Genomic DNA, 26,465 nt, shown 5'->3' with positions numbered 1-26,465 from the left:
CTCCCCCTGAAAAACTATTTATTTAAGCGAGATATCTCATTAAATATATCGTCAATTGCAGTCTGAACCTCAGAGCTAGAATCAATACTAAAGTTATGGCGGTTACCGTTTTGCAATGTGACCACTATGCGATGTTGCTGCAACCCATTATGATCTCGATATGTTCCGGGCTGTATGGATTCAATATCTGCTGCATTGATAATCGTCTTGCGTACTTTGATAAATTTAAGCATGGTTTTTACTCATTAGCTGTCTTAGCTTTATGATGCGGATTGCATAGCGACTGTAGGTTGCTGAGCTCGTCCGTACCGCCTTTAGACTTTGGCACTATGTGATCGACGTCGGTTGCTGGCACGAACCTGCCTGCCTGCTGACAAGCCACGCAAAGATGACCATCACGCTCAAGTACTTGCGCGCGTAGCTTACGCCAAGCATGGCCGTAACCGCGCTTGGTTGTGCTACCGCTGCGGTCTGGTCGCTTGGTCCAGTTGCTGCGTTGGTCTGCATGGTCATCACAGTATCCTTTGTCTTTACGTTTAACTATGTTTGGGCAGCGGTATTGGCGGCATGGTGTGGATGGCATGGCTTTGGTTTCCATTTCTTATTGTCTGGCTCAATCAAAGCCATATACTTCTTGGCATCACTGTTGCCGTTGTTGGCTCTAGCAGTAAGCAGCTTTAGATTCGAGTGTCTATATTCTAGCGTTTCGCCTGTGCGATAGTTGATATACAGCGTCTCGCTTGTGCATTCATATCTCATGGTTATCACACCTCACTAAACGTTAGGCATAAAAAAGCCCACGCTATTTCTAACGTGGGTAAATCTATTAGGTATTATCACGTATTAAGTAATAGCTATTTTTTATGTGTGCCTTCTACACCACGACGCATACGCTCAATAGTTCGCTGTTGCAACCAGTGCTGCGCTTCTTCAATATGAGTCAACGCGCAGGAATTTTCTTTGCAGCGATATTCGCCATCTTGAAAACCGCGCAATCGGTCTGCAACAATCTCAAGCAACACTTCATTTGTTAAGCCATTTACGCCATTCTCGTTAATAGGACCGTTTTGAAAACGAACATCAACTAGCGTGCTATTGCTATGCGTTACTTGATAATGATGATTGGCGTTGCCCTGCCCTTTTTCGTCCATCGCTACCAATGATAATGTGTCATTAGTTGGGTTGATGATGTGACCTTTAATCTCTCTCATAATAATACCTACTAAATGCGGGACATAAAAAAGCCCACGCTATTTCTAACGTGGGTAAGGAAGCTTGTAAGAAGGCGCCATCACATCATGATGACTACACGCCACATGCAACGTGCATCAATCAGTGAAGACTTCGGCTTGGGTTGCAGTGCCACCTGCTAGCGGGTGTCTCTATGGCATGTGCTGACTGTGGCTAAATCAATCAGACATAAAAAAAGACGATAGCAATTAAGCTGTCGTCTTTTATTTCTTTGGCTCTACTTACAACTGAAGCCAGTATGACAAATACTACCCCATTCGGCAGTCATGGGTCAAGCACTATAAGTTAATGAGACCGTGCTAATTGTTGGAGGTAATCGCTTACGCAATGATCAGCTATGACAACCATATCAAATAGGTCGTTAGTCATATGGCGTTGGTAAGTTAACCAGGCATGGCTATATGTATTAACGTTTACCTCTATCCCTGAAAACTGTAACCTACCTTTAACTGTATAAACATCCCACAGCTCATATAACTCGAAATGTAATACCATGCGCGCCATCAATCGTGCCAGCTCAAGCAAGCTGTGACGACACGCCTGCGGCGCTACTCGCCCATCTTTATTGCAGCGCTCAACCATATTGTCAGCTAAATACTGCACTACTTCATCGAACTGCCGTGACCAATCCCAGTTAGTATCGCTACCCCATAACAATATACTAGCCAGCGCTCTGGCTGGCTTGTCTTCAATCATTGCTATTGCAGCGCAGCGGTCCTCCCAATTTACTTCCGGTGGCAGCCCGCCAGCGCCAATATTAAACTTAACTGTCTTAGCGTGCATACCGCGCTCGAGCCAGTCTTGGTTTGATAGCTGTAGGTTTGGAGACTTACCAAAGTTGCGGCGCGATTCATCAACCCATATTGCAATAAATTGGTCACCTGGCTTGGCAGTATCTTCCTTTACCGGCTCAGCCTTTGCATCAATTGATTTAACCTGACTAAGAAACTTCTGAATGCTGACAGTCCTAGTTCCGCGCTTCTTGTGATTAGGCCACTCAATTGTCACCAAGCCCTTTTCATTATCTATCGACAAGACGTTAATCACGTCACCTTTCTTGTCTAGCCATTCGCTACCAATAGCAACTTCAATCGCAATCTCGCTCACAACCCTTCTCCTTAAATATATTTAATTATGGTGACAATCCGACCACTCTTCTTTTATTAATTCATATTCCAGCATGCCAGATGGTGGGTTAAAACAATCACACTGTGAGCACTTCACCATTAGAAACCCATCCGGATAATCACTGCTGGCAGGTCGTGGCCTAAGTACTAAGTCACTGACTGCAAACTGAATAGGCTGATAACAGTTTCCGCATACTACTGTATAAACGCTCATAACCTATACACCATAAAATTTTGCTAAAACGCAGTATTAGAAGTCTCTAATATCCCAACCACCACCATTTCTTTTGGTTTGCTTCATAATTGCTATAAACTTAAAAGGAAATTTATCGGCAGCCACTTTAATCTTCACAAGAGCGTCATCTGTCCAATGACCTTTCACTTCATGGATTTCTAATTCACCACCTGAACGCATCACCAAGAAGTCTGGCTTGTAAAATGTATTGTCTGCCAAGCGCAGATTAATGCCGTCGAATAAGTAATAAGAAATCTCACCTTCTCGGCGCTGCATTTCTAAATGTTGGGCGTACGCTTTCTCAGTGTTATTCATCTTGCCTGACTTCATACGACCTAATGACTGAATACTCTTATTCACCACTTACCCCTTAATAATCTGATTGAAACTGGTTCGGCTCATGGTCTCTTTAGTGCCGTCTGTGTAATAGACCTGTACCGTGTTGCTTGCTATAAACTCGTATCGTTGGACTATTTTCTTGTTGTAGATATTTCTCATACCGCCTCCTGCATTTGGGTTAATACTCTGTCATAAGTTTCATCAGCTGATTCGCCTGGCATCTTTTGCTGTTTGATATATTCATAAGTTTCAGCGATATCCATATTTGGCAGCGGCTCTTTGCGTAGACCGTTAAATATGCAGCACTTACTTGGATCGAGCTTGGCCTGTACTGGTTGGCTATGGCTTGGGTGAAATACTGGCGGTAAGTCGCTGTCGTAGCTGTTGGTCGACGTGCCAGCGCCGTTGCCCCAATCCTCATTATCGATATTAAACGTGCCCTTGGCTTTTTCCTGACGTGCTTGGTTTGCTGCCTGCTTGTCAATCTCACCCGCCAACCATTTACGCAGCTTTGCCTTGCGATTTGATTCAGTAGTTATCGGCTTGCCAAGTAGCGCCTGCTCAGCATAATGGGCCTTGAAATCCCCTACGTGCAAAGCATACTGGTCTTCAGTGAGCTGCATCATCTTGCCTGCTTTGAATAATTCACCGCGCATCTCGTCAATGGTTGGCGCTTCCCAATTTTCGATGTCGTCAGCACGTTGGCTACGTATCTGGTCAGCTTTGGTTGCTGGCTGGTTAGCTGATGGTTGAATTACTACTGGTGCAACTGGTACTGGTTGGCTGTCTGATGATTGATTGCCGTCAGTAGAGTTATCCACAGAACCATGATTGAAATTATCCACAGTTACCTCGCCCGTGTTTGTGTGTGCGCTCTCACTAACTGGTTTATGGTTATTGGTTACTGGTTTATGGTTACTGGTTATAGCAGCGTTTTTTGCGTTACCACCGTTACATACATCATCGTCATTCGTTACAGTGTTCGTTACATCGGTTGTAACGTTACTTGTAATAGTTTCGGCGTGAGTTGCATATAACTCTCTTAGGTCAGCAGCTTTAATGCTCTTATCTACTGTCACACCTATATTGGTAAGGCTATCAATCATTATCTTACGATCTTGGCGAGACTTACGAGTACGTTCTGCGGGTGTCATTGGTGTGTCGTCATCGTTACACGTAACGTTACAACCATCGTTACCGAGCGTTACACCTTGCGTTACATCAAACGTTACAGCGTTACCGCTTACGTTACTAACTGCGTTACGGTTCTTGTAACGATAGGCTTTTATTTCTTTATCGATACGGTGATGATGATGACGCTTACCACGTTTTACAAAGAACTCATCAAGCACGTATTCCAACGATGCGCGATAATCTTCACTGGTGCATAGCAGACGACGTGCCAGCTTATCCATATCTGATGTATCGATGGCTTTCTCGCTGTGATAGTACATATCTATCAAGTCACGATAGATAGCACGCTCAACTAATGATAGATGGCGTGCTGAGTTATTGAAGTCGGCAGGGTTGAACATATAAAAATGCATATTATGCTACCCCCTCACTAATCAAACGCTCAATGATCCATGCTTCACCGCGCTTGGTAAACATAGCTTGTGAGAAACCTTGATCAGTCTGCTTAACTTCACCCAAACCTTTATCGATAAACCATTGCTGGAACACACGCGAACGCTTCACAGCCTTGTTATAGACGCCGAGCTCATCAAGTATCTTATTCATCGCAACTGCTGATAGACGAACCTTTTGAGCCACTTGTGTGGCATTCAACAAGCCAGCACGCTCAACCACATTGTCATAGTGACTGATTTTAGGCTTGGCTAGTTCAAGCTGGCGCGCTTGGTCTGCTGCCAACTGCAGGGCATCAGCAAACGATTGAGGTATTACTGGTGAACTGGCGTTGGCTTCAAGTTCTTGCCAGCGCTTTACAATGCGATAGCGTAATTGTGCGTTATAGCCAGCAACCAAAGTAATTGTTAAGTCCTTATCAAGCATGTATTCAAATTGACGGCGGTTTGATGCGTCAATATAGGTGTATCCAAATTTGGATGCATCTATTTCGATTTGCTGACACATGGTTTCGATATCACGTTTAACATGACCATGTTGTTTTTCACATAAGTCAGCGATTTCACGACTGCTCATCGTTTGATTATTTATTTGCAAAGTTTGAATATTCATTGTAAGATTCCCTCATTCATTGTTTGTATTTCAGAAACACCTAAAGCCCATCAGTTCCCGCTGATGGGCTTTTTGTTTGCGTGTCACTTTTGTTTTTGGCCTGACTGGTGCGCTCGATGCGCTCAAACTCACGCTTGATTGCATGCTCGTCACCAGTGACTTCTACGGCAGCGACGCTTTTACAATATGAGCAGTTATGGCAATTATTGGCTGGCATGTCATTTTCCCTCACAATGCTTAGTGATTTGAACGCTCAATGTGCGCAGCGCGACCATGGCATCTTGAATCTTTGTCTGTAGCGCGTCATGTTCTTTGCAGTCAATGCGGCCATCTTCTAGCGCTTGCTGCATCTCACTCATGATGTCGCCCTGGCAGGCTGACGTAGATAATGCCGTCATGATGATACTTGCCTGCGTCGCTTCACCATCAACCTTACAAAACACACCACCAAGACGCTGGGCCATCGCTTGAATGATGCTCGTGTCGTTGGTGTATTCCATAATTGTGATTGCTTCATCCAAACGTAAATGATGAGTATCAGTGTTTGGATTAACCTTGTTGTTTAATACGGTGCTCGACATACCCATGCGTGCGGCAATGGCTGTTGAACCGCCATGCTTAGGGTTATGTACTGTCTTGTGTGCTGCGTCTATTACGTCCATCGTGTCCTACCTATAATTAAAAACGTTTTGTTGATGAGTGGGTGGTTGTAGTATTTAATCAGTGGTTTCGAGTTCAGCTAATGCGGGGCAAAGGTCAACAGCTTTAAACTCGCCAGCGGTTAAACGCTCTGCCTTTAATGCCAAAGCAGCTGACATATTGGCCTTGCCTTGAACCCATGCTGAAACTGAAGGTTGAGTACAACCTAAAGCATTAGCTGTCTTTTGCTGACCGCCGAAATGAGCTACGAGTTGGGAGTATGATTGATAAAGAGTGGGCATTTTATTGTCCTAACTATAGATTTTATATGATTATATTGTTTTAACTATAACAAATCAATAGTTTTAGCTGTTTGTCCTTATATAGTTTTGACTATAAAGTATGGGTAATTACTATTCATTTTAATATCGAGGTCAGTATGAGCACTCTGCCGGATAGGTTGAAATTTGCTAGGGAGCGCCTTAACCTCTCACAACAACAAGTCGCAGATGCGGTGGGTATGAAGCAGCCTAGCTACTACCAGCTTGAAGCTGGCAAGTCTAAGCGGTCAAGATTTATAAACGATATAGCAAAGGTTCTGCAAACAGATGTAGACTGGCTAATAACTGGCGAAGGCGATTATGACTTATCAACCAAAGATACTGTCTATGATGAGCATGACAATGCCCAATACATATCTATTGGTAAGCAGTCTGATTACGAGCTAGTCAAGGTTAAGTATTTAGATATAAAGGCTAGCTGTGGCAGCGGGTACATCAATGAGCAGTACCCTGAAGCCCATACACAAGCTTTTACGGTTGAATTTTTACGTAGTAACAATATGCCTATCAATGGCGACGGCTTGGTATTGATGCATGCCTGTAGCGATAGCATGGGCTACACTATTCCGCATGGCACACTAATGTTGGTCGATACAAATGAGCGTGAATTTGATAACTTTGTAAACAATAAAATTTATGTGTTCCAAGCAGACAGTGAAATGATATGCAAACGAGCTATTAGAAACTTAAATGGCACAGTCGTTTTAAAGTCAGATAATTCAGATAAAGATAATTATCCTGACCAAGTAATCGATAGAGACAGCTTTGCTCAATTTAAACTATTTGGGCGTGTTCGATACACATTCGCCCAACATTAAAGCTAAGCCCCTTTAAATACCGCCTTTATGGCGGTTTTTTTTGTGTCTTTTATTTGCGCAAATTACTCTATTTTAAAGTCAAAGCTATTTTTATTGTTAAAACTATTGACAGCTATTTATAGTTTTAACTATAATCTAATCAATCACAACGACACAGAGTAACTACTATGAAATTCGCAAAGAACATGCTCGCAGCAATCGGACTCATGGCGCTACTTGTTATTGCACTGAATACTGTTTCGGCAGTGGCTGGCGTGATAGGAGATGCTTTTGACCGTCAGCAATCGGCACATGATGCAAAGATTGCCATTCACAAGCTAGACAACCCGATCAGTGAGAGTAGTAACTATGTCACTGATCCAATGAATGGTTTTGATGAAGAGGTATATGAAGCATCTAAGCAGGCGTCAGAAGCAAGGCATGCCAACCTATTTATATCTAATGCTTACGGGAGAGAGTAACTAATGGCTGATGATATCGACCTCGCCCAAGACCGTATAGATGCTGAAATGCAAGCTCGCCTGCGTGTACTGCCAACGTTTGACATTGCATCGTTAATCGAATGCCAAGAATGTGGCGAAGAAATACCAAGTAAGCGGCGCGCCATTGGCGGTGTTAAGCGCTGCTTTGATTGCCAAAACAACTTTGAAGGACGGAGATAGTCATGGATTTAATCGAATTAAAAACAGCTTATTTAAAAGCCATGTTATGTGCCGCTGCCAAAGAAGACGTTAGATATTACCTAGAAGGTGTTTACTTCGTCGGCGGTGATAATAAAGTCTTGGCCTACTCTACTGATGGCCATCAGCTATTGCGCTGGATTGTCTGTGAAGACTATCAAGGTGATGACTTCTCTTACATCATTAACCGTCGCTGTATCAAAGACGCCATCAAAACTAAATACAGCGTCCATCTACAAGCCTCAACGGGCGACCTTGTTTGTGCCAAAGACGAAGACTTTAGAACGTTCAGAGGTTTAATTGATGGCAAATTCCCCGATGTTAAGCGCGCTGTGGCAGGCTACATTGAAGATATAAAAAAAGAAAAAGACAAGAATATATTGCTCCGAGGCAATTGCCTTAAGAACCTAGGAAAAATAGGTCAAATTATCGGTAAGCATTACAAAATCAAAGATGTGCCAATACGTCTTTATAGCTCAAAACCAATTGATGGTATTACTAATATATTTACTTTCAATGGCAACAAAAACCTGATGTATATCGTGACCAGTTGCAAATCTGCAGGCACTACAGATGAAGAGCATCACGCGGTTTTGATGGATGAACATCCAATACCGAAGCCTGAAGTGCAACAGTGGCTTGATGATGGTTATGGGGCAATATGCGGATTCAGTAATAAATCGCCAGACGAGGCAAAAAGGATGGCTAATTTTACTCGAGCGGTCATCGTTGACTATGACGACGATGGATATATGGACTCAATAGGCGATATTTGGCGTTTTGTGCATTTCATCGATGCTCTTGAGCCGAACTCACACTTTAAACAAGGAGCATGATTGTGAGTGATTTTGAAAATGAAGTTAGGGTTTTAGGTTTCACTAAGACAGGCTCTATTTGTTCTGCAACCGTAATAATCAATGTTGAGATTGATGTAATGGTTGGCTGTTCAGGTAATAGCGAGATTGCAGCTAAAGATGCGTTGATAGCTCATGCCTTTAACCAACTACGCATAGACGTATTAGGAGAAGCTTATGAGTAAGGTTTATCAGAAACTAGGGTTATTCGGCAAGACCTATTGGTACGATGACGGCTTGTTTGTTAAAAGAATAACTAAGCATGAATATGATGAAATAGTAATTAAGTCTCAAGTCGCTAAGGAGTTGGCCAGACAACAAGATAGGAGTGCAAGAAATGCCAAATGAATCGAAAGTCACTATCGAATTACTCCATCAGATGGGCCTAACCCCGCTTGATTGGGTAGACGCCAAGCAATTCGCTGCTCTTACCGGTATCGACGAGCAAAAGCTTACTCACCGTAAGCGAGAGTGGCCAGAAAACGTTGTTTGGATGAAGGAAGCTGGTAACCTATATTACTCAATAAGAGGATATAACAAGTGGATGACTCAGAAAGCAGAGCAACGTTACCGCAGGGCGTCCGGCTTAGATCGGGGCGTATCCAGGTCTACTTTAGACGAGATGGTAAGTCCTATCACGTCACGCTACCACACCCCATCACTGCGGAGGGCATCAAGGCAGCTGCTAAAATTAGACGTGACCTAATCACCAAAGCCGAATGGGGTGTGCTCACAGAAGCAGACCTCGCCAGCGCAAAAGGTGAATTGGTTAATGATGATAGCGTCATCGTCGGCGATGGCGCCTTATTCCAAGAAGTCGCGCAAAAATACCTTAAGCACTGCGAAGCCAACATGGACTCGAAAAAGGATTATGTCAGCGCATTAAATAAGCATTGGATGCCAGATATGGCATTGATGCCAATCCATGAAATAACCTCTGACCTAATACGTGACATCATTGCCGATATCGACTTTAAGTCCGACAAGACTTTCAATAACTGCCTGGTACCACTGCGCGGCGTATTTGAAAAGGCTATTGAATTGCGTCTTATCACGCCAGCAGAAAACCCAATGGCGATGATAAAGAATAAAAAAGTGCAATCGGGATTGCCGGACCCATTTACCCGTGATGAGATGAATGCGCTATTAAATTGGTTAGATAAAAATTTGACCAATAAAGACCATTTTTATTATTGGTATTTTGAAGTGGCTTTTTGGACTGGATGTCGCCCTAGTGAGCTGAACGCTCTAAGATGGAAGGATATTGACTGGTTTAACGGCTCAGTGATTATTAATAAAAGCCGTGTGCGCGGCGTTGAGAAGCAAGTCACCAAAACCCATACTGCGCGTGAAGTCTATTTGAATGACCGCTCGAAGCGAGCGCTTGAAGCACTGAATGCTATGAAGCTCAGTGATGACTATGTGATGATATGTCCAGAAACCAATGAGCCTTTCTACAATGAGAAGCCTGCTCGCATGCGCTTGATTGAAGCAATGCAGTCTACTCGAGTAAGGCATCGTCCAGCATATAACGCCAGGCACACCTATGCCACCATGTTACTCATGTCTGATGTGAATCCAGTATTTGTTGCCAACCAGTTGGGCCATAGCTTACAGATGCTAATTAAGAGGTATGGTCGTTGGTTGCACGGTGATCAGAACAAGCTTGAGATATCCAAGCTCACAACTGACTGACATCTTCTCGCCAGCCAATGATGTCAAAATGATGTCATAAAAAAAGCCAGCCACCTAAGTGACTGACTTTATTTAAAATATTTGGTGGAGATGGCGGGAGTTGAACCCGCGTCCGCCAGCATTACGCTCATGAATCTACATGTTTAGTTTCTGTCTTTAGTTTTAATCCGCACCGATCCGACAGTCAGGATGGATTGGACGATTCTCTACTTTTGAACCCAAGCGATTGAGACAATCACTTGTGGCGAGCCTACATGCGGACGCTTCAACTTAGTTGACCAACTGTAGGTGATCAGCAACCAAGTAAGCAGGGTTTAAGCTGCTAGAGCGTAAGTTTCGTCGTTTGCGACTATAACAATATATGTTTGATTAACGAGAGGACATACACTCTCGACATGCATCATTGAGTTTCATCACCAGCGTCGAAGCCAGAACATCCCCAATAAGACTGACTATTATATAGTACCTGCCTATCGGTTTTCAACCTAAACGCCTTCTGTATTACATTAAGTTACAGCTCAATTGTCTAAGCCAAAACTTTATTCATCCATTGACCAATATTTTGAATCTGTGGCATACAAACTTGATGCGCCATCGGGTAGGTATGGTAAACGACACTATAGCCTTTCGCCGATAACAAATTTTGTGCTTGCTCGCCTAGAACCACAGGCACCACAGGGTCATGCGTACCATGTTCAATCAATATCGGCATGTCTTTGTTAGCGGCGCTATAGCTGATATGGTCATTGGTCGCCAGATAGGTAGACAGCGCCATCAAGCCTGCTAAGCGCTGTGGATAGCCAAGTGCCACATGATACGCCACTGCCCCGCCCTGCGAAAATCCCGCAATGACAATATGCTCAGGCTTAACGCCGCGCTCAACTTCACGAGCAATCAAATCATGGATTTGCTGAGAAGATTCTTCGATTTGAGCGATATCGACTTTACGTTCAAGGCTCATTTCTAAGATGTCATACCATGCGGGCATGACCATACCACCATTCACCGTCACTGGACGATTAGGCGCATGCGGAAAGATAAAACGTACTGCCATGTCATCCGCAAGACCTAACTGTGGAACAACTGGCTCAAAGTCATGACCGCTAGCACCCAAGCCATGCAACCAAATAACCGCTCGGTCAATCACTTTGTTTGTAGGATTATGTTCAACAATCACAGCATCTAAATAGTTACTCATGTTTTTAAGTTCCTTTAACTGATAAATAAAACCAGATTTGTTTCTTTGATTAATCAAGATATATCGTATTCAATGAGAGTTTATAACTTACCTACTTAACTTTTTAGGCATGCATAAAAAAACCCTCTAACGTATCTAATAGAACAGCAGTAGATGCGACAAAGGGCAAATAAACGGATGGTAGAAAATCTAAGTAATCGACTGCACTGGCAGCTTAACATCGGCATTTTGACCACGATGGCGCAGATAGTGATCGAGTAACACAATCGCTAGCATCGCTTCAGCGATGGGGGTCGCGCGCACACCCACGCAAGGGTCATGGCGCCCTTTAGTCAGCATCTCAATCGCTTCACCCTCTGTATTGATACTCTTGCCAGCCGTGGTAATACTAGAAGTTGGTTTCAGAGCAATACTAACGCGGATATCTTGGCCTGATGAGATACCACCCAAGATACCACCTGCATGATTGGCGGTAAAACCATCAGGGGTCATCTCATCACGTGAGCGATGACCAAACTGTCCAGCTACCGCCATACCATCACCAACTTCAACGCCTTTAACGGCATTGATACTCATCATCGCATGGGCAATATCGGCATCTAAGCGGTCAAATACCGGTTCACCCAATCCGACGGGCACGCCACTTGCGATAATCTCTAACCTCGCACCACAGCTCGTGCCTTCACGGCGCAAGCTGTCTATCAAAACCTCAAAGCGGCTGACTGCATCGGCGTCTGCACAAAAAAACGGATTGCTATTGACAAAATCCCAATCGATTTGACTAGCATCTAGCACTTGACTGTATTCCGAGCCAATTTGGGTAACATGACCGCGTACTTGCACGCCTAAGCGCTCATGCAAATATTTTTTAGCGATGGCACCTGCCGCCACCCGCATGGCCGTTTCGCGCGCAGATGAACGACCGCCGCCGCGGTAATCACGAAAGCCGTATTTCATACTATAGGTATAGTCGGCATGACCGGGGCGAAAAGTATCTTTTATCTCACTATAATCTTTTGATTTTTGATTGGTGTTACGAATCAAAAGCCCAATCGATGTGCCCGTCGTTTTACCTTCAAATACCCCAGAGATAATCTCGACTTCATCAGACTCACGGCGCTGGGTCGAGTATTTAGACGTCCCAGGTTTACGGCGATCCAAATCTATCTGCAAATCTGCTTCGCACAATTCTAAACCTGGCGGAACGCCATCGACGATAGCCATCAGGCCTGCACCATGCGACTCACCGCACGTCGTTACGGTGAAAACCTGTCCAATACTATTGCCAGCCATATCTATCCTTAAACAAATGAAGTCGATTTTTTAATTGCCGTTTTTGAATTGCTGTTTTTAATTTATTGTCAGTGTCAATTTTACTTTATTGATTACCATCTAATAATTGCACATAAGCGGCGAATAATTGACGATGAGTCATAAGCTCGTCATAGGTAATAGCAAAAATACCATGACCACCGTGAGCGAATTTCAACCAATCAAATTGGATTTCAGGATACGCTTGCTTTAACGCCCATTCACTATCGCCGACTTCACAGACCAGCAAGCCCTCAGGGCTCAGATAATCTGGCGCTTCAAACAAGATACGATGTACCAAATCCAGTCCGTCCTGACCGGCAGCGAGCGCATGTTCTGGCTCATATAAAAACTCTGGTGGCAAATCGGCCATAATCGCGGCATCGACATACGGAGGATTGGTAACGATTAGCTCATATTGATGCTCAGCAGGAATCTTGGCAAATAAGTCAGACTCAATCACATTAACTTGATGACCTAAGTCATGATGATCGACATTGACCATCGCAACTTCTAGCGCTCCTTTATCAATATCAACCGCATCGACTAAGGCATCAACAAAGCGGGTGGCAAGCGCAATAGCGATACAACCAGAACCGGTACATAAATCCAAAATACGCTCAGGCTGCGCCAACTGCTTAATCTCTAAACCATGGTCAAAGAAGGCGGCAGCTTGATTGTTCATGCTCATACCAAGCGGCTTTGCCAACTCATTAACATCGAAGTACGGATGGAACTGCTGACGAATCAGCTCGGCGATTGGTGAGCGTGGAATTAGGACGCGCTCATCGACATAAAAAGGCAGGTCACAGAAATACGATAAATTAATGAGGTAACTTAACGGCTTACGCTCAGCGATACGCTCTTCTAATAAGCCCAGTACCTGCTGCTTTTCTGAAGTGGTTAAACGGCAATCTAGAATCTGATCATTGGCTGCCCAATCTAAGGACAGCGTGTGCAACACAATCGCCGACGCTTCGGCAAATTCATCCGTCGTTCCTTGAGCGACGACCACGTCATAGTTGCGCAGCTGCGTGACCGCAAAACGAATAAAATCACGAATGCTGACCAGTTGCTCACGCGCTTCTGCAAGCTCGGCACGCAGATTGGCAAACTCATCATCTTCACCAAGCAGACCTGACTCCAAATCGTAGGTCATCTCATCCTCTAAGCCTTGCGACTCATCAGCAAAGTACTGATTTTGAAACTCTTCTGCGCTCATGGTTTGGTCTTCTGACATATCACACCTTACTGATTGCATGCGTATCGACGACATGCGGATGGGTTAAATCGCTGACTTTTAACAGCCGATTTATTAAATAAAAACTTGTCATACATTATAGACGTAAACCTGCTGCGGCGCCAATAACTGTGTTTTTTAGCGCAAAAAGCTACTGCAAATAAATAAGGCAACTTTTATGATAGGTAAATGTATCATTAACCTCTTATCACTCTAGCATTTAACGATAAAGCAAATAAACAAGACTCTAACCAAATGTGAATGCTGTTTGATAACTAGCATGACTAAATTATTTCCCAACTGTAGTGAATACGTCAACTGTTGACGTTTAGCAAGCCCTAAACGAAAAAAGATGTGTCAAAAGTTTGCGAAGCGTCCAAATTATGCGCATAATAGCCGCATTAGTTATAACCATAAGTAAGCCAATATGATGAAAATGAAGCCCCTTATCACCGCTATATCTATTGCGATTGTTAGTGCCAGTGTCAGCGCTGTTGCTGCCCCTGCCGACAATACGCGCACTCTACCAGTACGTAAAGCTGACTCAATGCCTACTATTGCTCAGCCTAGTATGGCGAAAAAAGTCAGCCTTAACGTGCAAGAAAACCGCAGCAGTTCACTCGATAGTCGTGCGCCTGTCGTAGCCACGCCTGCTTTAAAGCCTAAATCGCCTGATCGTATGACGCAGCTGATTGATGAAAAACAGGAAGCTAACGAAGACGACAATGACGCGCAACAAGCAGATGAGCAACAAAGCGTCAGCGCCGACAATATGAGCGTCGAAGAGCTAGCGCGTAAAGATGTACAGTCTGATAGCACCGATGACATCAGTGATGGCCAAGCTGTTGCCGCTCCTAGTGCAGCAGTAGCAAATAACCGCCCAGCCGATACTTCTATCAAAAGTATCGAAGATGTCGATGGTAAAAAATATACCACGCTAAACCTGTCTAATTATGCCAAGCAAGTCAACGGTGCCACTTGGACACCGAACATGAAGGTCAACTCCGCAATGACCATCAAAATGCAAGCGTTATTGGATTGGAATCACGCTTCACCGGGCGCTATCGATGGCGGCTGGGGTATGAACAGTAAAAAAGCACTGATTAACTTCCAAACCATGAAAGACTTGCCTGCGACTGGTAAAATGGATCAAAAAACGTGGGACGCTTTGAATAAAAACATCCCAGCCAATAAGCCAGTGCTAGTGACTTATACCATCACCGAAGATGATGTGAAAACCAAATTTGCTACTACGCCTGCTGGTGCAGAAGCCAAATCGAAAATGAAAGGCTTGTATTATCAGGACATCAAAGAGATGTTAGGTGAGCGCTTCCATATGGATGTGCGCTATTTAGACAAGTTGAATAAAAACAAACAGTATAAAGCTGGCGAAACCATCACCGTTTTAAATACGCGCGATCCACTCAAACAGCGGATTAATCGCGTCGTTGCCAATAAAGCCGACAAAACCCTTTATGCTTATAACGGTGATAAACTGGTCGCCACTTATCCAACAACAGTCGGAAGTGATGCGACACCTTCACCGCAAGGCACGTTTAAAATCATTAATAAAGTAAAAATGCCGTGGTATAAAGCGACCGTTGGTAAAGGGTCAGACAAACAAGTACATATGCTACCACCAGGTCCAAACAGCCCTGTCGGTGTGGTATGGATGGGCTTGTCTAAGCCATCTTATGGTCTACATGGCTCACCGAAACCTGAAGGTATCAGCCGCCAAGCATCCGCTGGTTGCGTCCGTTTGACAAACTGGGATGTGTTAGAGGTATATGCCAATATCGAAAATGGCGCCACCGTTGAGTTAAAATAGTTGTTATTAATGAAAACGCATAACAACACATCATAAGCAATAAAAAAACAGCTCCTTTTTAGGGGGCTGTTTTTTATTTTATATAAAGTCTAAAGCTAAGCCGCCTTTCTTTATTTTTAATTTTTATGGTGGCGGGCTTTTGAAACTGCTAGCTTTTGAAATAGCCAGCTTTTGAAATAGCCAGCTTTTGAAATAACTCAGCTTTAAAGTCGTAGCTTTGTAGCCCTAGGCTTTATGACTTTCCTTACCCGTGATACTTCCCACTTTTTTGGTAAAAAATAAGGCAGCAGGAATGGATACAATGATCCCTGCGGCAACCGCCATTTGGATGTGCGGGATTTGGTTAAATCCTGTGACCAAAGCGGCAATCATTAATACACCGACGGTCACGGTTGCGGCTATTGAATAGATGACAGAAAATAGTGGCCAGTTCATGATGTATTCCTCATTTATTGTGTGGGTATAACACCTTTATACACCAAATCCACACAAATAGTAAGCCTTTTCTTATAGACCCACAGCCCATTTATAGCAAGTGATTCATATTAAAAGCCATATTATAATTATTGATTTGTACTTGGCATTTTTCTCTTGAAAATATAGCTAAACTATCCGCTTATCTGTCTTTTATCTCCCTCTATTTAGGCACAAGAAATTTACACGCTATAGGCACAAGAAATTTACACGCTATTGGACATTTATCATTACAATAGTAGACCTTCTACTTTCTTTAGTTTTAGAGTTCTTGTCGTTCTCTATACTCTGAACTGCCACTTTTATCTTCTAACCTCATTTTTTAATAAAGTTTTCTTCTATGACCTCCTCTCACGCTGACACTTCTAAAGACTCATTACCTATGAATCACCCTAAAAACGATGCTGAGTTTGCAGATAAACGTAATGTTGGCAATATCGACAACGAGGCTGTTATCGAAGAACAGACGCATAGCGAAAATAACAATGAGGAAGAACGAGCAACAGCGTCAAAAGATGCGCAAGTGCCTGAGGCAACCATCAAAATGGAAACGGTGGCACCCGATGTGGTGGTTGCTTCCTTAGAAACGCCGGAAGACGTTGACGACTCTCAACCTGTTGATGAATTTACAAATAATAATTCAGACATTGAATTTACCGATACAGCGGAAGCGTTTTTTCAGGAGAAGGATAAGGATAAAACTGAGGTCAACGCCGCCGCAAATAAAACTATCTCTAATCAAAACCATGCAAAAGACACAGAAACTCAAAAATTAGTAGTTGAAGAAAAACGGCAAGAGAATGTAAAACAAAACCTAAATAGCTTAGATATAAATAACACCAACGATAAAAAAGATAATAAGCAAAATAAGCAGGAAGTTAATAAGGCTGAAAACACACGCCAAACCGCTAATAAGGCTTTGGAAGGCGACAACCACGTAAATGCAGATAATATAGAGGATAGCGAAGAAGACGAGGTCAAAGAGAAAAAAGAAGCCAAACTTGAGTCTTATAAGCAGTTTGTCGCCGAGCAATTCAGTAATAAAAAAGTAGACTATCCAGAAGTACGGGTCCGGATTGAGGCCAACGCCCTGCCGAGTAAAATGTATTTTGTGATGAATATCCTCTCGGCTATCATCGCAAGCTATGGTTTGGTGACCAATTCGGCAGCGGTGGTTATCGGCGCGATGCTAGTAGCAATGATGCTCGGTCCTATCACTGGTGTGGCGTTGGCGATTATTGACCACCGTATGCCGCTATTGCGAAAATCACTTATTACGGTATTTCTTGGCATCTCTTTGGTTGTATTGGTCGGTTTCATCGTTGGTTGGCTACATAAAGATCAACCACTTACTGTCGAGATATTATCGCGCACCCAGCCAACTTCGATGGATTTGATGATTGCCTTAGCTGGTGGTACGGCAGGTGCTTATGCCATGGTTTCGCCGCACCTCTCGGTCGCTGTGGTTGGGGTCGCCGTGGCTACGGCATTGGTGCCACCGCTTGCCGCCAGTGGGATATTATTTGCCAATGGTGAGATGCAAATGGGACTTGGCGCGCTGCTATTGGCCTTGACCAATATTATCGCCATTCAATTTACCAACGCTTTGGTATTATGGCTACTAGGTTTTCGCCGCTTGGTCGATGATGATTATAAATCAAGTACTTATTGGACCTTTTTACGGCGTAATGCGGTGACGTTATTGTTGTTAGGCGTTTTAGGGACCTATTTAACCATCAACCTACAAACCAACGCCAAGCAGCAAGGGTTTGAAAGTAGCGTCAAAGAGACGATTAATAGCTACTTTAGCGACAAGGGTAACGTGCTGACCAATACCCAATTCGATAAAGACACTTCCCATCAAGTCGTGCGCGCGGTGATTCGCGGCGAGACCACCCCTACCTTTTATGACGTCCGCCAAATTGAGGCGATTATTAGCAAAAATATGGCGGAACATTTTCCCGACTATTTACCCATTAAGCTACAGCTACGCTATATGCCCGTGCAGGTGATTGAATCACACCCACTTATTCAAGATAAACTCGATAAAACCGATGTGACCGTTTTAACCAACTGATGTGTTTGACGGTTTAATTTATCCTAGTCACTTAATACAAGCGCTTGCTTAATAAAGAAAATTAAGCCTTATTTCCACTGCGTTTGCTGATGAATCTTCAACACGCTTGGTACGTTTGTGCTAAAATCGCTTGCAAAATTATTTTACTTATTCTATTTAATAAAACCATTCGTCAGTAAGGAGCCGCTGTGAGCCAGCCACATCAAACAGCCGATATTCGTCAAGCTTTTATCGATTTTTTTATAAGCAAGCAGCACACCCCCGTCGCCTCATCGAGCTTGATTCCCTACAATGACCCGACATTGCTATTTACCAATGCCGGTATGAATCAGTTTAAAGAGACCTTTTTGGGTATGGAGCCGCGCGACTATACGCGTGCGGTGAGCTCACAAAAATGCGTCCGTGCCGGCGGTAAGCACAACGATTTGGATAATGTCGGTTATACGGCGCGCCATCATACGTTTTTTGAGATGCTCGGCAACTTCTCGTTTGGCGATTATTTTAAGCAAGCAGGTATTGCTTATATTTGGGAATTTTTAACTTCCGATGAATGGTTGGCAATTGATAAAGATCGCTTGTATGTGACCATTTATGAAACTGATGATGAAGCCTTTGATATTTGGCATAAAGACATTGGCCTACCTAGTGAGCGCATCATCCGTATTGGTGATAATAAAGGCGCACCGTACGCCTCTGATAACTTTTGGACCATGGGTGATACCGGTCCTTGCGGTCCTTGTACCGAAGTTTTTTATGACCATGGCCCTGATATCGAAGGCGGATTGCCGGGTACACCAGAAGAAGACGGCGACCGCTATATCGAGATTTGGAACTGCGTCTTTATGCAGTTTAACCGTCAAAAAGACGGTACCATGCTACCGCTACCTGCGCCGAGCGTCGATACTGGCATGGGGCTTGAGCGTATTAGCGCCATCATGCAGGGCGTCCATGGCAACTATGAGATAGATTTATTTATCCATCTAATGGATGCGGCGGCTAAGATTTTAGGTATTGAAAACGAGCAACAATCCTCATTAAAAGTCATCGCCGACCATATTCGTGCCGTGGCCTTTTTGATTGCTGATGGCGTAACCCCAAGTAACGAAGGGCGTGGTTATGTACTGCGCCGTATCATTCGCCGTGCCGTACGTCATGGCAATAAACTTGGCGCGGACAGTGAATTCTTTTATAAAATGGTCGCGCCTTTGGTTACTGAGATGGGCGACGCCTATCCCGAGCTAAAAGACAAACAAAGCGCGATTGAAAACGCCATTCAAAAAGAAGAAGCCCAATTTGCCAAAACCTTAGCACAAGGGTTACGCTTGCTTGCCAGCGAGCTTGAAGGCTTACAAGACGGCGATACGCTCTCTGGCGAAGCAGCATTTAAACTTTATGATACTTATGGTTTCCCCGTTGATTTGACCGCTGATATCACCCGTGAGCGCGGTATTGTGATTGATGAAGCAGAATTCGATGAGCACATGCAAGCACAGCGTGAACGTGCGCGTGATGCCGGCAAATTCGACGTTGATTATAGTAGTGTCATTCAAGTAGACAATCCAACGACCTTTGTCGGCTACGAACAGCTTGAAGAAGACGGCGTCACTATTCATGCGCTTTATCAAGACGGCAATCTAGCCGAGAGCTTGGCTGAAGGCATGGAAGGCGTTATTGTCCTTGACCGTACCCCATTTTATGCTGAAGGCGGTGGTCAGGTTGGCGAGCTGGGTGAGATTCGCACAGCGACAGGTGTTTTTGAAGTGCAAGATACCAAAAAATCTGGCCAAGCCATTATCCATTATGGTGTGGTCACTATGGGCGAAATTAACGCTCAGCAAACCGCTGATGCACAAGTATTATCAAGCATTCGTGCGGCGAGTGCCAAAAACCACTCGGCGACGCATTTATTGCATGCGGCATTAAGAGAAGTACTGGGCGATGCAGTCACACAAAAAGGCTCATTAGTCTCAAGCGAAGTATTACGTTTTGACTTTTCTTATGACAAACCGGTTAGCGCTGCTGAAATCAGCCGTATCGAACGTCTTGTCAATGAGCAAATTCAAGCCAACATCCCTGCCCGTATCGAGCATATGTCTATCGATGAAGCGATGAAACAAGGTGCGATGGCGTTATTCGGCGAAAAATATGGTAATGACGTCCGTGTCTTGACCATGGGTACCGACAGTATCGTTGATGGTCAGCGTAAGCCGTTTTCTATTGAGCTGTGTGGCGGTCTTCACGTACAGCATACTGGCGATATTGGGGTATTAAAAATCACCAGTGAATCAGGTATTGCTGCGGGTATTCGCCGTATTGAAGCGGTCACTGGGATGAATGCCATTAAAAACATGCAGCAAAGCGAGCAGCAACTGAGCGAGCTTGCAGCTCAGCTAAAAGTCAAACGTCCAGAAGTTGCACAGCGTGTGCGCACCATGGCAGATAAGCAGCGTGATTTGGAAAAACAACTAGAACGCTTAGAGCAAAAAATTGCTAGCGCCCAAGCGGCAAACTTGCTTGATGACGTGCAGACAATCGCTGGTACATCGGTACTTATTAGCACCTTAAGCGGTGTTGATGGCAAATCGATCCGTACCCTAATAGACGATGTAAAATCAAAACTGCCGTACAGCGTGATTGTGTTAATTGGTGATAAAGACGAGCAACTGGCACTGGCGGCAAGCGTTGATAAATCGCTAACCGATCGCGTCAAAGCGGGCGACATTATTCGTCATTTGGCAAGCGAGCTTGGTGGTAAAGGCGGCGGTAAGCCTGATTATGCCCAAGGTGGTGCGCCAAAATCTGCCAATACCAATGCCGTTATCAGTGCACTAAGCGCTTGGGTTGCAGAAAAGCTGGCGTAAATAGTAGGAATATAGGGGATTGGTTATAACGGTTATAACCAATCGCCATATATCTAATTCTTGCTAGCACTTAAAGTTATACGGCTAATATGGTATAAAGTAGCACGCTTAACGACTGTCAGCATATCAAGTGTATGAGTATAAACAGTAAAATAGCAGAGCAAATAAAGGGCGCAATTTTTATAATTCGGCTTTATCGTTATTAAAATGAATCTTGCACTGTCATGGCAGACCGCGCCATGATGGATTGATGTCGACAAGTAACAGATGGCCATTGGTGAATAATAGGTAGATTTTTATGGCGTTAATAGTACAAAAATACGGCGGCACCTCGATGGGCAGTATCGACCGCATCAAAAATGTCGCCAAACGAGTCAAACGTTGGCATGACAACGGTCATCAAGTGATCGTAGTTGTGTCTGCCATGAGCGGTGAAACCAACCGTTTGATTGATTTAGCACGCCAAATCAGCAGCCAACCTGATCCACGCGAATACGACCAAATGGTCTCAACGGGCGAACAGGTTTCTATCTCTTTACTGGCGATGGCGATTAAAGAGCTCGGTATTGGTGCCCGTTCATTCACCGGTCGTCAAGTTGCTATTAAAACCGATAGTGCCCACACCAAAGCGCGTATCGAAAGCATCGATGATAAAAACATCCGTGAGCAACTAGATGCGGGCAACATTGTCATCGTGGCAGGTTTCCAAGGTATCGATGAAGAAGGTAACGCCACAACCTTAGGTCGCGGCGGCTCGGATACGACTGGTGTGGCCATTGCCGCAGCCTTGGGCGCTGATGAATGCCAAATCTATACCGATGTCGATGGCGTTTATACCACCGACCCACGCGTGACCTCAAAAGCCAAAAAACTTGAAAAGATTACCTTTGAAGAAATGCTTGAAATGGCAAGCCTTGGCTCTAAGATTTTACAGATTCGCTCAGTAGAGTTTGCTGGCAAATACGGCGTACCTCTGCGCGTATTATCTAGCTTTGATGAAAACAACGATGGTAGCTTCGACCAAGATTTTCAAGACAATGTCGGCACCCTAATTACGATAGACGAAGGAGACAACATGGAACAAGCAATCATCTCAGGTATCGCTTTTAATCGCGACGAAGCAAAAATAGTCGTGCGCGGTGTGCCCGATCATCCTGGTATCGCCTCTGCCATCCTAAGCCCTATCGGTCGCGCCAATATCGAAATCGATATGATCGTGCAAAACCTATCGACCAATGGCACCACTGATTTTACCTTTACCGTCAACCGTACGGACATGGATAAAACCATGAAAGTGCTAGAAAACGAAGTCAAAGATGAGATTGGTGCCAAAGAAATATTGGCCAACAACGAAGTAGTAAAAGTGTCATTGGTTGGTGTTGGTATGCGCTCGCATGCAGGTGTTGCTAGCCTTATGTTCCAGACTTTGGCTGAAAACAACATCAATATCCAAATGATATCGACCAGTGAAATCAAAGTCTCTGTGCTTATTCAAGAGCAGCATTTAGAAAAAGCCGTGAAATCATTGCATACCGCCTTTGGTCTTGACCGCGAAGACGGCGACAGCACAATCGCTGGGTTATAATATTTAAAAGCTATATATTAAATCACTGTAAGATACTTCTGGTTTAATAATGATGGGTTAAGTAGCGATTATTTTTTAGTAAAATTTCGATTAAATAGAGTCTTTTTAGGCTCTATTTTCTTTTATTACTATTGCTCAGGTAAGTATATACCTAATAGTTTTGTGAAAATCCGTGACAGTATCTGTTATGCCCCCTATAATGGGGCTTTCATTTGGGCTAAATGAATTTATCTATCATTACCGCTATGAGTACTAGGTGACGCAGAGTTTTTATAATGACTGCTCTGCCTATTTAGTACTAGAGTAATGTCCTGTAATTGAGACGCAATCTGATGAGTAATAATCTGTTGATGCGACATAAGGAGTGTGACGCATGTTAATTTTGACACGCCGCGTGGGCGAAACGCTAATGATTGGCGATGAAGTCAGTGTGACTGTCCTAGGCGTTAAAGGCAATCAAGTACGAATCGGCGTCAATGCGCCAAAAGATATAGCGGTACACCGTGAAGAGATTTATCAGCGTATTCAGCATGAACGCACGGTACAATCGCAAATGCAACATCTTGAGCAAGGCAGCTTTGCACCTTCATTCGATGATGAAGACTATTTTAACCGCTAAGTTGATCGCTTGTTCGTTAACTAACTATCAATAATTATTGGGCATAAATTAAGCACCCTATTTTTGCTTTCTAATCTGCTCTGAGGTCATGTATTTATGAGTATCCGTCAATCAGATGTATCGGCTCTACTTAATGGTTTGAATAAAAAAGCCATTGGATTCAATGATGTCATCAGCTTTATTGATGATTTTTATCGTTATGCGCCAGCGCCTTTTGTTAATGGTATGCTGCACAATGCAGCGGGCGAAAACGAAGGCAGCGCCAAAATTTTTGGTTTTGCTAAGCACCATGGTCTAAATCAATTGGACACGCTAAAGTTGTTCGGTGAGCATTACGCCAAGGTACAAGCAACGCCAAAGGGTACCGACCATGCCAATATCCGCAATTTTTTACATTGGGGCTGGCAAGGATTTTTGATGGAAAAAAATCCATTAACGCCGCGTCCAAGTGTTGATACTAGCGCGCTGTAGTTTTCTATTTTTGCTAACTATCTATTTTAAAAGTATTAAAAAAGCCACGCTATACAATTAGCGTGGCTTTTTTCTGTTTACTGCTTTCAATTTAGTGCTTTTGACTTAATGCTGCTTAGCCGCTTACTTGTCTCAATTAACTGCGATAAAGCTGCTGCTTATTTATTATGAAATTTAACAGGTTGTACTGCCCCTTTAGGATTGGGCATGTTGGGATAATGATGCTCGTGCTCGACATCACATTCCGCGCCCACGACAGAGCCATCGTCTCGCACAGGTTTATGAATATAACCGGTACGCTCGGCTGGCGGCAGATGCTCATGCTCCCATACCATCACCGCTTGCATACAAGTTTCGCGCTGCTCAGGCGTCAGCTTACGACCATCCGGCCATTTACCCAGCTCAATGGCTTGGCGAAACTTTTCTACCACTTCTGGTGTGACACTTGCTAATATCGTTTGTTTATCCATCGTACCTACTCTCCGCGACTATTTTATAATCCAGTACTGTTTTGAGAAAACTAGCACTGCATTCATTCTTCTATAATATCATCATCGATATCCATACTGAATTCTTCGGCATGGACGTTCCAGTGTAATTTGGTGCGGCAGGCTTCATAAAAATCAAACCCTGGCGGATGAAGCAAGGTCAGCTTATCAGGATGTTTGCGAATATAAAGGCGTTGCTCTTGGTCGAGCGCGATACTCGGCTTGCCGTCGGCGCTGACTTGTGGTTGGGTGCGGTTGTCCTCATGAATACGAATACAAATCTCGCTGGTGCCACTCACTACAATCGGGCGACTGGACAAGGTATGCGGATGCATCGGCACCAAACAAATGGCATCCATACTCGGATGAATAATCGGACCACCGCCAGAGAGCGCATAAGCAGTGGAACCCGTCGGTGTCGCCACAATAAGTCCATCGCTATGCTGACGATAGACATCGTGCCCGTCAATTTTCATCTGAAAATCAATCATGTGCACCGATTTACCCGCATGCAGCACCACATCGTTGAGCGCCATATCTTCATGAATGATTTTTCGCCCTTCACGAATCTCCATGGTCAGCAAAAACCTGTGGTCTAGCTGATAATCGCCCATCAATACTTGGCGTAGTTTAAAGGCCGCTTCATTGGGTTTCACATCGGCCAAAAACCCCAAACGACCACGGTTGACTCCTAGAACTGGCACCCGATAGCGCGCCAATGCTTCGGCGGCATGCAATATCGAACCATCGCCGCCTACTACGATGACTAAATCGCAAATCTCACCAATCAAGCTGCGTTTGACGATTTTAACTTTTTCAATTTCAGTGAGGTTCAAAGTAGGCAAATTGGCCGTCTGCACATCCATAATTAATGTCAGATTCATCTCATTGATGGTATTGGCAATCTGTACCAAACTTTGGGTCACGCTGCGTTTTCCGGCGCGGCCCATCAAACCAATGCGCCTAAACGCTGGGTTTTTGATGGCATGAAACAGCTCTGATTCATGTAAGTGCGGCAATCGGGCGGACTGCGCTGAGTTTTCCATAAAACGACTCGGCATAACGATAAAATACAGTGCAATGATAACGAGAAATCAGCGCTTAGACTAGCATGTTTATGAAGTTTCGTTGTTAACTGTCGTAATTGGCCCCATATACCCTCTATCATACGCCACTTTTAGGCGTATTTGTTTTGCTACTCATTACCGCTTTATATGTCGATATTCCCTAGTTAATTAAGGCTCGATAGCCATGTGATGCCTTGCATGCGCTCACGTAAACACAGTTGACAATAATGGCGGTTTTGCTAAAGTAGCTGGCATCTTAGTTATTTATATTTTAAAAAGGACAACTTTATGGCAAATCCTATTGTCAGTCGTGCAGAGCTTGCCGTTGGCGGCGCGCCGATGACGGTTAAGGGCGTGATTCAAAAAACCAGTCTATTACTTGGCTTATCGGCGATTACGGGTATTGGATTTTTCTTTTATGCGTTAATGGCAGGCCTATCACAAGGTTTTATCACCATGGCGGCTTTTGGTAGTATGTTTGCCGCCTTTGGTCTGGCGATTTTTATCACCTTTAAACCGCAAAAAGCCAAAACCTTTGCCGTACCTTATGCGTTATTGGAAGGTATCTTTTTAGGTGGTATCTCGCTATTCTTTATGCGCATGTACCCAAGCGTGCCAGTCACCGCTATGTGTGCGACCTTTGTCACCGCTGCGGTCATGCTAGGGCTGTATCGCTCAGGTTTGGTTAAAGTCACTGAGAAATTCCGCTCAATCGTCACCTCAGCATTGATTGCTATCATGTTGGTTTATGTGGCGCAGTGGGTATTATCTTTAGCGTTCGGTTCGAGCTTACCTTTCTTATTTGAAGGTGGCGCTATCGCTATCGGCTTTAGCTTATTTGTGATTGTTATCGCTTCTTTTACGCTGCTATTGGACTTTGATAATATCGATCGCGGTGTGGCGATGGGCGTCTCAGAAGACTACGAATGGTTATTTAGTATCGGTATTCTTGCGACGCTAGTATGGATGTATATCGAATTTATGCGTTTACTAAGCTACCTACAAGACTAAACTAAACCCTGTTTAGCCGTTATTTAAAATAATTACCCACAAAAAACCGTCTTTATA

At 44.0% G+C, this 26,465-nt stretch carries 29 protein-coding genes, 1 other RNA gene and 1 pseudogene; 14 read left to right on the top strand and 17 right to left on the bottom strand.

Annotated features, from left to right (window positions below):
• Positions 1-238: 238 nt before the first annotated feature.
• The 10 genes from B3R91_RS04105 to B3R91_RS04060 all read right to left on the bottom strand — a co-directional run bounded on the left by B3R91_RS04105 (position 239) and on the right by B3R91_RS04060 (position 6,092).
• Positions 239-583 carry an HNH endonuclease gene (locus tag B3R91_RS04105; protein WP_193030017.1) on the bottom strand — a complete coding sequence of 115 codons (345 nt, stop codon included), beginning with the start codon at positions 581-583 and terminating at the stop codon, positions 239-241.
• Positions 541-759, bottom strand: coding sequence for a hypothetical protein (locus B3R91_RS04100; RefSeq protein ID WP_286796585.1), 219 nt, complete (start codon positions 757-759; stop codon positions 541-543). The genes B3R91_RS04105 and B3R91_RS04100 overlap by 43 nt, the downstream gene beginning before the upstream one ends.
• 95 nt (positions 760-854) lie before the next feature.
• Entirely contained in the window at positions 855-1,211 is a 357-nt protein-coding gene (locus B3R91_RS04095; RefSeq protein ID WP_286796584.1) for a hypothetical protein, read from the bottom strand.
• A gap of 325 nt (positions 1,212-1,536) precedes the next feature.
• Complete coding sequence (locus B3R91_RS04090; protein ID WP_286796583.1) at positions 1,537-2,358, bottom strand: hypothetical protein; 822 nt, start codon at positions 2,356-2,358, stop codon at positions 1,537-1,539.
• A 270-nt stretch (positions 2,359-2,628) separates the two neighbouring features.
• On the bottom strand, positions 2,629-2,973 hold the full coding sequence (locus B3R91_RS04085) for a DUF1064 domain-containing protein (RefSeq protein WP_286796582.1): 345 nt from the start codon (positions 2,971-2,973) through the stop codon (positions 2,629-2,631).
• A gap of 134 nt (positions 2,974-3,107) precedes the next feature.
• Positions 3,108-4,487: a YdaU family protein gene (locus tag B3R91_RS04080; protein WP_286796581.1), complete on the bottom strand. Its 1,380-nt coding sequence runs from the start codon at positions 4,485-4,487 to the stop codon at positions 3,108-3,110.
• A gap of 13 nt (positions 4,488-4,500) precedes the next feature.
• On the bottom strand, positions 4,501-5,151 hold the full coding sequence (locus B3R91_RS04075; RefSeq protein ID WP_286796580.1) for a Rha family transcriptional regulator: 651 nt from the start codon (positions 5,149-5,151) through the stop codon (positions 4,501-4,503).
• Between the two features lie 40 nt (positions 5,152-5,191).
• On the bottom strand, positions 5,192-5,368 hold the full coding sequence (locus B3R91_RS04070) for a hypothetical protein (RefSeq protein ID WP_286796579.1): 177 nt from the start codon (positions 5,366-5,368) through the stop codon (positions 5,192-5,194).
• Between the two features lies 1 nt (position 5,369).
• A complete protein-coding gene (locus B3R91_RS04065) occupies positions 5,370-5,813 on the bottom strand; it encodes a phage regulatory CII family protein (RefSeq protein WP_286796578.1) in 444 nt (147 codons plus the stop codon).
• Between the two features lie 54 nt (positions 5,814-5,867).
• Positions 5,868-6,092: a transcriptional regulator gene (locus B3R91_RS04060; RefSeq protein ID WP_286796577.1), complete on the bottom strand. Its 225-nt coding sequence runs from the start codon at positions 6,090-6,092 to the stop codon at positions 5,868-5,870.
• 137 nt (positions 6,093-6,229) lie between these two features.
• Here B3R91_RS04060 and B3R91_RS04055 point away from each other — a divergent pair, with 137 nt between their 5' ends.
• From B3R91_RS04055 to B3R91_RS04025, 7 genes are all read left to right on the top strand, one after another.
• The gene (locus tag B3R91_RS04055) at positions 6,230-6,949 is read left to right on the top strand and encodes an XRE family transcriptional regulator (protein ID WP_286796576.1); all 720 of its coding nucleotides are present in this window, start codon (positions 6,230-6,232) and stop codon (positions 6,947-6,949) included.
• Positions 6,950-7,116: 167 nt separating this feature from the next.
• On the top strand, positions 7,117-7,410 hold the full coding sequence (locus B3R91_RS04050; RefSeq protein ID WP_286796575.1) for a hypothetical protein: 294 nt from the start codon (positions 7,117-7,119) through the stop codon (positions 7,408-7,410).
• A gap of 3 nt (positions 7,411-7,413) precedes the next feature.
• Positions 7,414-7,611, top strand: a complete 198-nt coding sequence (locus B3R91_RS04045; RefSeq protein ID WP_286796574.1) for a TraR/DksA C4-type zinc finger protein — start codon at positions 7,414-7,416, stop codon at positions 7,609-7,611.
• A gap of 2 nt (positions 7,612-7,613) precedes the next feature.
• A complete protein-coding gene (locus tag B3R91_RS04040) occupies positions 7,614-8,465 on the top strand; it encodes a hypothetical protein (RefSeq protein ID WP_286796573.1) in 852 nt (283 codons plus the stop codon).
• Positions 8,466-8,467: 2 nt separating this feature from the next.
• A complete protein-coding gene (locus B3R91_RS04035) occupies positions 8,468-8,668 on the top strand; it encodes a hypothetical protein (protein WP_286796572.1) in 201 nt (66 codons plus the stop codon).
• Entirely contained in the window at positions 8,661-8,831 is a 171-nt protein-coding gene (locus tag B3R91_RS04030; RefSeq protein ID WP_286796571.1) for a hypothetical protein, read from the top strand. The genes B3R91_RS04035 and B3R91_RS04030 overlap by 8 nt, the downstream gene beginning before the upstream one ends.
• Before the next feature lie 192 nt (positions 8,832-9,023).
• The gene (locus tag B3R91_RS04025; protein WP_286796570.1) at positions 9,024-10,178 is read left to right on the top strand and encodes a tyrosine-type recombinase/integrase; all 1,155 of its coding nucleotides are present in this window, start codon (positions 9,024-9,026) and stop codon (positions 10,176-10,178) included.
• 82 nt (positions 10,179-10,260) lie between these two features.
• On the opposite strand, the gene ssrA is transcribed toward B3R91_RS04025, so the two are convergent.
• From ssrA to prmB, 4 genes are all read right to left on the bottom strand, one after another.
• Positions 10,261-10,619, bottom strand: a transfer-messenger RNA (tmRNA) gene (gene ssrA / locus B3R91_RS04020).
• 85 nt (positions 10,620-10,704) lie between these two features.
• Positions 10,705-11,376: an alpha/beta hydrolase gene (locus B3R91_RS04015; RefSeq protein WP_286796569.1), complete on the bottom strand. Its 672-nt coding sequence runs from the start codon at positions 11,374-11,376 to the stop codon at positions 10,705-10,707.
• A gap of 189 nt (positions 11,377-11,565) precedes the next feature.
• A complete protein-coding gene (gene aroC, locus B3R91_RS04010) occupies positions 11,566-12,669 on the bottom strand; it encodes a chorismate synthase (protein WP_286796568.1) in 1,104 nt (367 codons plus the stop codon).
• Between the two features lie 85 nt (positions 12,670-12,754).
• On the bottom strand, positions 12,755-13,927 hold the full coding sequence (gene prmB, locus B3R91_RS04005; RefSeq protein ID WP_201591603.1) for a 50S ribosomal protein L3 N(5)-glutamine methyltransferase: 1,173 nt from the start codon (positions 13,925-13,927) through the stop codon (positions 12,755-12,757).
• 427 nt (positions 13,928-14,354) lie between these two features.
• On the opposite strand from prmB, the gene B3R91_RS04000 reads away from it, so the two are divergent.
• Positions 14,355-15,755 (top strand): L,D-transpeptidase family protein, encoded by a 1,401-nt coding sequence (locus tag B3R91_RS04000; RefSeq protein WP_286796567.1) that lies wholly within the window; start codon positions 14,355-14,357, stop codon positions 15,753-15,755.
• Positions 15,756-15,980: 225 nt separating this feature from the next.
• Here B3R91_RS04000 and B3R91_RS03995 read toward each other — a convergent pair whose 3' ends face one another.
• A complete protein-coding gene (locus B3R91_RS03995) occupies positions 15,981-16,190 on the bottom strand; it encodes a hypothetical protein (RefSeq protein ID WP_144296491.1) in 210 nt (69 codons plus the stop codon).
• A 379-nt stretch (positions 16,191-16,569) separates the two neighbouring features.
• Between B3R91_RS03995 and B3R91_RS03990 the strand changes: the two genes are divergently transcribed.
• The 5 genes and pseudogenes from B3R91_RS03990 to B3R91_RS03970 all read left to right on the top strand — a co-directional run bounded on the left by B3R91_RS03990 (position 16,570) and on the right by B3R91_RS03970 (position 23,842).
• Entirely contained in the window at positions 16,570-18,306 is a 1,737-nt protein-coding gene (locus B3R91_RS03990; protein WP_286796566.1) for a TIGR00341 family protein, read from the top strand.
• A gap of 188 nt (positions 18,307-18,494) precedes the next feature.
• Positions 18,495-21,167, top strand: coding sequence for an alanine--tRNA ligase (gene alaS / locus B3R91_RS03985; RefSeq protein WP_286796565.1), 2,673 nt, complete (start codon positions 18,495-18,497; stop codon positions 21,165-21,167).
• 298 nt (positions 21,168-21,465) lie between these two features.
• Positions 21,466-22,752 (top strand): aspartate kinase, encoded by a 1,287-nt coding sequence (locus B3R91_RS03980; RefSeq protein WP_068404454.1) that lies wholly within the window; start codon positions 21,466-21,468, stop codon positions 22,750-22,752.
• Positions 22,753-23,125: 373 nt separating this feature from the next.
• Positions 23,126-23,293, top strand: a pseudogene (csrA, locus tag B3R91_RS03975) (carbon storage regulator CsrA); the annotation flags it as partial.
• Positions 23,294-23,467: 174 nt separating this feature from the next.
• On the top strand, positions 23,468-23,842 hold the full coding sequence (locus B3R91_RS03970) for a HopJ type III effector protein (protein WP_068404458.1): 375 nt from the start codon (positions 23,468-23,470) through the stop codon (positions 23,840-23,842).
• 158 nt (positions 23,843-24,000) lie between these two features.
• Here the strand turns inward: B3R91_RS03970 and B3R91_RS03965 are convergent, their stop codons facing one another.
• Both B3R91_RS03965 and B3R91_RS03960 read right to left on the bottom strand, forming a co-directional pair.
• Positions 24,001-24,312: a YeaC family protein gene (locus B3R91_RS03965; RefSeq protein WP_068404460.1), complete on the bottom strand. Its 312-nt coding sequence runs from the start codon at positions 24,310-24,312 to the stop codon at positions 24,001-24,003.
• Positions 24,313-24,374: 62 nt separating this feature from the next.
• On the bottom strand, positions 24,375-25,376 hold the full coding sequence (locus tag B3R91_RS03960; protein WP_068404461.1) for an NAD(+) kinase: 1,002 nt from the start codon (positions 25,374-25,376) through the stop codon (positions 24,375-24,377).
• Positions 25,377-25,685: 309 nt separating this feature from the next.
• On the opposite strand from B3R91_RS03960, the gene B3R91_RS03955 reads away from it, so the two are divergent.
• Positions 25,686-26,408: a Bax inhibitor-1/YccA family protein gene (locus tag B3R91_RS03955; protein ID WP_011280732.1), complete on the top strand. Its 723-nt coding sequence runs from the start codon at positions 25,686-25,688 to the stop codon at positions 26,406-26,408.
• Positions 26,409-26,465: the final 57 nt, after the last annotated feature.

The sequence above is a fragment of the Psychrobacter sp. UBA6291 genome, assembly GCF_002439405.1.
Taxonomy (GTDB): Bacteria; Pseudomonadota; Gammaproteobacteria; order Pseudomonadales; family Moraxellaceae; genus Psychrobacter; species Psychrobacter faecalis.
The sequence above is the reverse complement of the archived record's forward strand: the minus strand, read 5'-3'. Positions and strand labels throughout refer to the sequence as shown.

Excerpts from the sequence above, each read along its gene's own strand:
- B3R91_RS04105 (WP_193030017.1), bottom strand. The coding sequence starts at position 583 with ATGCCATCCACACCATGCCGCCAATACCGCTGCCCAAACATAGTTAAA.
- B3R91_RS04100 (WP_286796585.1), bottom strand. The coding sequence starts at position 759 with ATGAGATATGAATGCACAAGCGAGACGCTGTATATCAACTATCGCACA.
- B3R91_RS04095 (WP_286796584.1), bottom strand. The coding sequence starts at position 1,211 with ATGAGAGAGATTAAAGGTCACATCATCAACCCAACTAATGACACATTA.
- B3R91_RS04080 (WP_286796581.1), bottom strand. The coding sequence starts at position 4,487 with ATGTTCAACCCTGCCGACTTCAATAACTCAGCACGCCATCTATCATTA.
- B3R91_RS04075 (WP_286796580.1), bottom strand. The coding sequence starts at position 5,151 with ATGAATATTCAAACTTTGCAAATAAATAATCAAACGATGAGCAGTCGT.
- B3R91_RS04070 (WP_286796579.1), bottom strand. The coding sequence starts at position 5,368 with ATGCCAGCCAATAATTGCCATAACTGCTCATATTGTAAAAGCGTCGCT.
- B3R91_RS04065 (WP_286796578.1), bottom strand. The coding sequence starts at position 5,813 with ATGGACGTAATAGACGCAGCACACAAGACAGTACATAACCCTAAGCAT.
- B3R91_RS04060 (WP_286796577.1), bottom strand. The coding sequence starts at position 6,092 with ATGCCCACTCTTTATCAATCATACTCCCAACTCGTAGCTCATTTCGGC.
- B3R91_RS04055 (WP_286796576.1), top strand. The coding sequence starts at position 6,230 with ATGAGCACTCTGCCGGATAGGTTGAAATTTGCTAGGGAGCGCCTTAAC.
- B3R91_RS04050 (WP_286796575.1), top strand. The coding sequence starts at position 7,117 with ATGAAATTCGCAAAGAACATGCTCGCAGCAATCGGACTCATGGCGCTA.
- B3R91_RS04045 (WP_286796574.1), top strand. The coding sequence starts at position 7,414 with ATGGCTGATGATATCGACCTCGCCCAAGACCGTATAGATGCTGAAATG.
- B3R91_RS04040 (WP_286796573.1), top strand. The coding sequence starts at position 7,614 with ATGGATTTAATCGAATTAAAAACAGCTTATTTAAAAGCCATGTTATGT.
- B3R91_RS04030 (WP_286796571.1), top strand. The coding sequence starts at position 8,661 with ATGAGTAAGGTTTATCAGAAACTAGGGTTATTCGGCAAGACCTATTGG.
- B3R91_RS04015 (WP_286796569.1), bottom strand. The coding sequence starts at position 11,376 with ATGAGTAACTATTTAGATGCTGTGATTGTTGAACATAATCCTACAAAC.
- aroC (WP_286796568.1), bottom strand. The coding sequence starts at position 12,669 with ATGGCTGGCAATAGTATTGGACAGGTTTTCACCGTAACGACGTGCGGT.
- prmB (WP_201591603.1), bottom strand. The coding sequence starts at position 13,927 with ATGTCAGAAGACCAAACCATGAGCGCAGAAGAGTTTCAAAATCAGTAC.
- B3R91_RS04000 (WP_286796567.1), top strand. The coding sequence starts at position 14,355 with ATGATGAAAATGAAGCCCCTTATCACCGCTATATCTATTGCGATTGTT.
- B3R91_RS03995 (WP_144296491.1), bottom strand. The coding sequence starts at position 16,190 with ATGAACTGGCCACTATTTTCTGTCATCTATTCAATAGCCGCAACCGTG.
- B3R91_RS03990 (WP_286796566.1), top strand. The coding sequence starts at position 16,570 with ATGACCTCCTCTCACGCTGACACTTCTAAAGACTCATTACCTATGAAT.
- B3R91_RS03980 (WP_068404454.1), top strand. The coding sequence starts at position 21,466 with ATGGCGTTAATAGTACAAAAATACGGCGGCACCTCGATGGGCAGTATC.
- B3R91_RS03970 (WP_068404458.1), top strand. The coding sequence starts at position 23,468 with ATGAGTATCCGTCAATCAGATGTATCGGCTCTACTTAATGGTTTGAAT.
- B3R91_RS03965 (WP_068404460.1), bottom strand. The coding sequence starts at position 24,312 with ATGGATAAACAAACGATATTAGCAAGTGTCACACCAGAAGTGGTAGAA.
- B3R91_RS03960 (WP_068404461.1), bottom strand. The coding sequence starts at position 25,376 with ATGGAAAACTCAGCGCAGTCCGCCCGATTGCCGCACTTACATGAATCA.
- B3R91_RS03955 (WP_011280732.1), top strand. The coding sequence starts at position 25,686 with ATGGCAAATCCTATTGTCAGTCGTGCAGAGCTTGCCGTTGGCGGCGCG.